General features: G+C 62.0%; 7 protein-coding genes. 1 reads left to right on the top strand and 6 read right to left on the bottom strand.

Annotated elements, in window-relative coordinates; all coding sequences use genetic code 11:
- The 3 genes from ABT116_RS39345 to ABT116_RS39355 all read right to left on the bottom strand — a co-directional run.
- A partial coding sequence (locus tag ABT116_RS39345) for a hypothetical protein (protein ID WP_351644508.1) occupies positions 1–583 on the bottom strand: 583 nt, incomplete at its 3' end.
- Between the two features lie 37 nt (positions 584–620).
- A complete protein-coding gene (locus tag ABT116_RS39350) occupies positions 621–1562 on the bottom strand; it encodes an alpha/beta fold hydrolase (protein WP_209923489.1) in 942 nt (313 codons plus the stop codon).
- The gene (locus ABT116_RS39355) at positions 1559–2101 is read right to left on the bottom strand and encodes a hypothetical protein (RefSeq protein ID WP_209923487.1); all 543 of its coding nucleotides are present in this window, start codon (positions 2099–2101) and stop codon (positions 1559–1561) included. The genes ABT116_RS39350 and ABT116_RS39355 overlap by 4 nt, the downstream gene beginning before the upstream one ends.
- Before the next feature lie 806 nt (positions 2102–2907).
- Here ABT116_RS39355 and ABT116_RS39360 point away from each other — a divergent pair.
- Positions 2908–3156, top strand: a complete 249-nt coding sequence (locus ABT116_RS39360; protein ID WP_351644517.1) for a CPBP family glutamic-type intramembrane protease — start codon at positions 2908–2910, stop codon at positions 3154–3156.
- Positions 3157–3347: 191 nt separating this feature from the next.
- Here the strand turns inward: ABT116_RS39360 and ABT116_RS39365 are convergent, their stop codons facing one another.
- From ABT116_RS39365 to ABT116_RS39375, 3 genes are all read right to left on the bottom strand, one after another.
- Positions 3348–3893 carry a hypothetical protein gene (locus tag ABT116_RS39365; RefSeq protein ID WP_351644512.1) on the bottom strand — a complete coding sequence of 182 codons (546 nt, stop codon included), beginning with the start codon at positions 3891–3893 and terminating at the stop codon, positions 3348–3350.
- A gap of 24 nt (positions 3894–3917) precedes the next feature.
- Complete coding sequence (locus tag ABT116_RS39370; RefSeq protein ID WP_209923480.1) at positions 3918–4277, bottom strand: hypothetical protein; 360 nt, start codon at positions 4275–4277, stop codon at positions 3918–3920.
- Between the two features lie 73 nt (positions 4278–4350).
- The coding region (locus ABT116_RS39375) for a hypothetical protein (protein ID WP_351644515.1) at positions 4351–5136 on the bottom strand (786 nt) is incomplete at its 5' end.

The raw sequence follows: 5136 nt of genomic DNA on the forward strand, positions 1-5136 counted from the left end.
GGCGTATGCGACCTATGTCGAGATCCTCGCTTTCCCAGACAGGAACGGTGCGGATCTCGTCGACGAGTGCCGATGCCGCCAACGCCAACCGCAGCTCGACATGCGCTCCGCCCGCTGAGATCAACGTCTGCAGAGCTGTCACAGCGACGCCGATCTCGGTTTTGTCCTCCTCACTCAGGCGGAGTGGATCGCGGCGGGTCCACCACCACAACCCCACCGCCTCTATCCCTGCGGCGAGACCAATGCAGACCAGTAGTGCGACGAATGGGTTAGCCTGCGCAGTCACGCCGGCAAGAACCGGGACGAGTCCGATCAGAACTGGCGCGAGAAGAGCGAGCGGAATCTTCACCTCCTCACCGCCGGCGGTGCGACCGGTATGTACCGTCGTGCGCCACACATCGCGCCGAGGGTAGTAGTCGAGCGACGAATTGCCTTCCCATCCAGGCTCGTCGGCACTCCACGTCTGCTCACGCCTGAGCCCGACGATCTCCGCCGCGCGCTCGCTGAGCATCTGCTCCCACAACCGGTCGAGCGCGCACAAGAATTCTTCGCTCTCCGGGTCCACGTCGATGTCGGCGATCATGGACCGCACTGCGGTTGCTGCACTGTCTACGCTCACGTCACGCTCCGACCAGATCCGTTGTAGGTGAATGCTCCCGGTGATAGGTCTGCGCACGGACAAGTAACCGATCGAGCGCTTCTCCGACGACCTGCGGTTGCTCCAGACCCACCATGTGCCGGCCACCGGCGACGGCAACGAGTTCGGCGTTGGGCAGAAGCGCAGCCAGCTGCTGTGAATGCAGGATCGGAGTGACCCGATCTCTGGTTCCGCACATGATCGATACCGGGATGCGCCCCAGCGCTCCCACCGCGGCAGACGCGTCGTAGAGACGCAGGTCCCGCAAGAATGCCGCAACCGTCGCAATCGGTGTCGCGTGGACCATCTCGTACGACGTCGCTGCCGCCCGCAGGCCCGAGCTCGGAGCCATGGGACAGGTCGCGCCGATGACGGGCGTCAGCAGCCGCCGCGAGAGACTCCAGCTGCGCCCGACCAATCTCGGTGCATGCGCGCACGCACCGCCGAGCAGTGAGACTGCCGGGGTATTCAACGCGCGCCCGATGCCGGCGCCCGCGACGTTACTCAAGGCGGTCGAGATCAACCCCACGCCGACCACACGAGATGTCGAATCGGCGTGTTGTGCGAGGTACGACAACACCGCCATACCGCCCATCGAATGACCTACGAGGACAACGGGTCCGGTGGGCGCTACCACCCGAATGATTTCCTCGACGTCGCGTCCGAGCTGGCTGATCGTGTAGGTGCCGGCGTCCGCACCCCCGGAGCCACCGTGACCTCGGTGATCGAAGAACACCAACCTCGCCCGGCCACTCCACTTCCTACTCACATAGCGTTGCTGAGGCTCCCAGGCACCGGCGTGTAGGCAGAAGCCGTGGACGAAGATCACCGTCAGCGGCGCCGTTCGGGATCCGACCTCGCGGACCGCGAGTCTGGTTCCGTCCGCGACAACCAGCGTGTGCGAACGGCCCCCTTCGCCGTTCACAGCGGCCCGCCCAGAGTCCTGGTGAACGGCCTGAAGCCGGGGCTCTCGCCGCTGTCTCGCAATGTGCGGCATCCCGGATGTTCCCACGTCGTCGGAGTATTCGGCTCTCTCACCTCGAACCCCAACTCGCGCCAGAACTGCACCCGTTCCGGAAGATCCTCCGTCGATCCGTACAAGCGACCGTTGCCTGCCATATCGTCGGTGAGCTCGGCGATCAACCGCTCGATCAGCGCGGCCCGGACCACGGCCGCGTCGGGAACCTCCGGGTTGACGACGAGAGCGTCGACGATGCGGACGTGTGCAGCAAGCTGCTCACAACCCTCCGTAGACCAACCTGCCTGGCGCGCAGTCCGAATCAGCCCATGAGGCGCCGAAGCCAGTGCATACCCGAGCTGCCGGTACTCCGACGATGCGACGATGCCCACCGTTCCTGCGCCCCCAAGCCCCGCCGGAACGTCGGTACCCGGCGACCAGTGCCGGTGCAGCCTGCGCATCTTCTTCGCCTCGGTCGGATGAATACGAACAATCTCCACAGTCATCAGGCTCACTCCTCGTCGTCACAAACGGCATGTGGGAGGACCATAGGTTCGGACCTGGACAACTCAGCGCCAACCACCGTCCCGCCGATCCATGACCTGGTCAGCGAGTCCGAGTTGCACAGGGCGGACACGTGACGTTTCCTTGCGGCGGACGACGAAACGGGGGCGGCACGAGATAGGGAACTCGGGCCCGAACTCGCTCACTCATGCACTCGAACCGGAAAGGGCCGCCGCTGTGCCCGCAAAGTCCCGAACAACCTTCGGTGAGCTCGTACACACGTATGCAACGCCACACCGGTTCGCCGTCTTCACGATCGGTCTTCAACGGGCGCTCTCGGGGTTCTGCCTTGGCGCATTTCTCATTTACATGACAGGCGTACCCGTCGTGTCCGCTCAAGAGGGCAACATCGCATCTTTTGTCGTACTGTTTGTCGCATTCGTATTCGGGGCTGTGCTGCTCCTGTCCCTCATGCGGCCGATCTTCGGTGTCGCTACCAAGAACACTCGTATCGTCCTTGCCCGAGCCCGGTGCGCTGCACGCAGCATCGGCTGCGTACTCCCACAACCCCCAACCGTCGCGAACCTTGTCGCCGTCACCATCGCCACCCTGGCGATCACCGCACTGCTGCAAGGACCGATTCTCGACCTCGTAGTCGAGACGGTAGGAACACACCAATCCCCTGAACAACTTGCCGCGGACGCCGAACGATCCACCTGGTGGACCGCGGGCTGGGCATCTCACATCCCTGGTCTCACACTGATCTCCGGAGTCGTCACAGAAGAAATTCCGGTGGCGTGGACCGCTGATCGCCGCAGTCGTTCTCGTACGCCGATACTTTCGCAACGGCTGGCCGAAATGGGCAGCACTCATGATGGTCACCGGACTGTGGATCCTTCTCGGCTTCAACTTCGGCATAGGGCACGACACTTTCTCCGCCGCCAATGCAACACACATGGTGATCTCCGGACTTCTCTGGGGCGGTCTTGCCATCTGGACAAGGTCACTGATCCCCTCGATCGCCAGCCACGCCGCCTACAACGCCCTCGTTGTCTAGTGGTGATCACTTCGCCGCCGGCCTGACCGATTGACTAGGTGCCACGGCACCCAGCTAGGGGACACGGCCTGCGTTCAGGCGGTGCAGATCGCACACCAATCCTCACGGACGAAGTCTGCACTCACAACCTGATCAAACCAAGAGCCGCTTCAGTTTTCGTGATCCTCGACGGCCCTCAAACGGTCTCCCGTTCAGGGGTGCAACGCCCGGTGATCCAACTGCGCCAGCGTGCTGCTGAACGTATACGGCAACGACGCCTTTGCTTCGCTGATCTTTCCGAACGTGTCCCAGTGCGGTCGCGCAATTACATCGTTGTCAGCGATAATCCAGTGGAGACCAAGCGAACCCGTAAACTCGGACATCGCTAAGTGCGCATCCTCCAGCCCCAATATCTGCAGTTTCAACGTCGCAGAAACGCATGCGTAGTATCGGCTGTCGCGGTCACGGTAGGCATCAGAGTTCCGCTCCATGGTCGGGTTATTACTCGACACCAACTCATCAGCCCGGTTCATCGCCTCCAGTGCGGACAAGAGAGCGTCGGTCACCTGCTGTCGATGCTGGACTGCACGATCCTCACCGAGGGTGGCCTCATGCAACGCTCTGTCGGATCGGGCCTTCACAAGGATTCCCAAGAACGCGATGCTCGCCGCCCCCACTGCGATCCCCGCCGCGATGATCGTTGCCTGCCCCTGCGTCAAACCTTCTCCGAGCGCCATGATCAACACGCTGCTGTTCACCCTTCACAAAGTCTGTCGCGGGACCTATTCAGCGAATCGAGGAACAGGGATGTCACGCCCCACCAACGGCCATGCGCCTTCAGCAGTCCGGCCGAGTGGAATCTCGGTGCTGACAATATCGGCTACCGAGTAGGCGATACGCCCACATCGTCGGCACTGGCCGGGCAACTGCTGAAAACGGATCATGGCCCAATGTTCGTCGCACAGTAGATAGTCCACGGGGGCGTTGCCATGACAACAGTCTTTGACCACCGCTGCCCACCTCGCTGCGCGCACGAAACCGACAGGGTCACCGGCAAAGTACTGCGGGTGCTCGGCGCAGAACTCGCACGGAAGTTCAGTCTGCACGACATCTGACTTCGCGTCCCTCGCTCGCTCGTCCATGCTGCAATCCTCTCCTCCACTTCCCCGTCCGAGAAGCATTCGTGTTCCGAAACAATCCTGAAGTGTTCAACCCCTAGCGTCGGATGCTTCTTACTCGATCGAGATGCCAGCGTGCGCGCTCGGACAACTCACACACCGTTGCGTGTTCGAGGACATGCGGCGCTGCCAACGTATTCGAACCTGTGCCGATCAGTCTGGCCGCATACTGATCGAAGAATGTCACCAATGTTCGAGCACGCACCACCGGCATCCGAGAACCGATAGGACCGGACGCCTCGTTCGCCAAACGTTCGAAGTGTTCGACCAGCCCGCGAAGCTCGCGATCAGGGACAGGGCAGTCGAGAAGTGCACCGAATCTACCGACCTCACTCACATTCTCGACATGCGCCGGCGTCATGTCGCCGCTGTGAGCTCGTCGTACCAACTCCGTCAGAACCTTGATCCCTTCCGGAGAAGTAGGCATCCGGTGAACATTGACGGTGATTCCGGTGGCTGCTTGAAGAGCATGAAATTCATCCAGTGCGGCAAGTCTTTCGTCATCGCGCTCCGGAGTGTCTTCCGCATCGAGATCCGCCGCGAGCCGTGCTGCGCATCCGTGCGCGGTCATCACGTAGAACTGTCCCAGACTGACCGACTCGACTGTCGTGCCTGCGATGGCGTTGTGAGTGCGCAAGTCCTCCTCCAGCTCACGAATCATCGAGACGACCACGTGCAGACGTCGCACACCGGCCGATCCCGGAGCATCCGATGCCGGCAGAGCGCGGTCTGCGACCTCCTGGACATGATCAAGGAACTCATTCACCCGTTCCACCCGATTCGGTGAATGAAAACGATTCCGCCGGCGCCACCTCATGTCCAG

The organism is Streptomyces sp. NPDC002130, assembly GCF_040296465.1.
Taxonomy (GTDB): domain Bacteria; phylum Actinomycetota; class Actinomycetes; order Streptomycetales; family Streptomycetaceae; genus Streptomyces.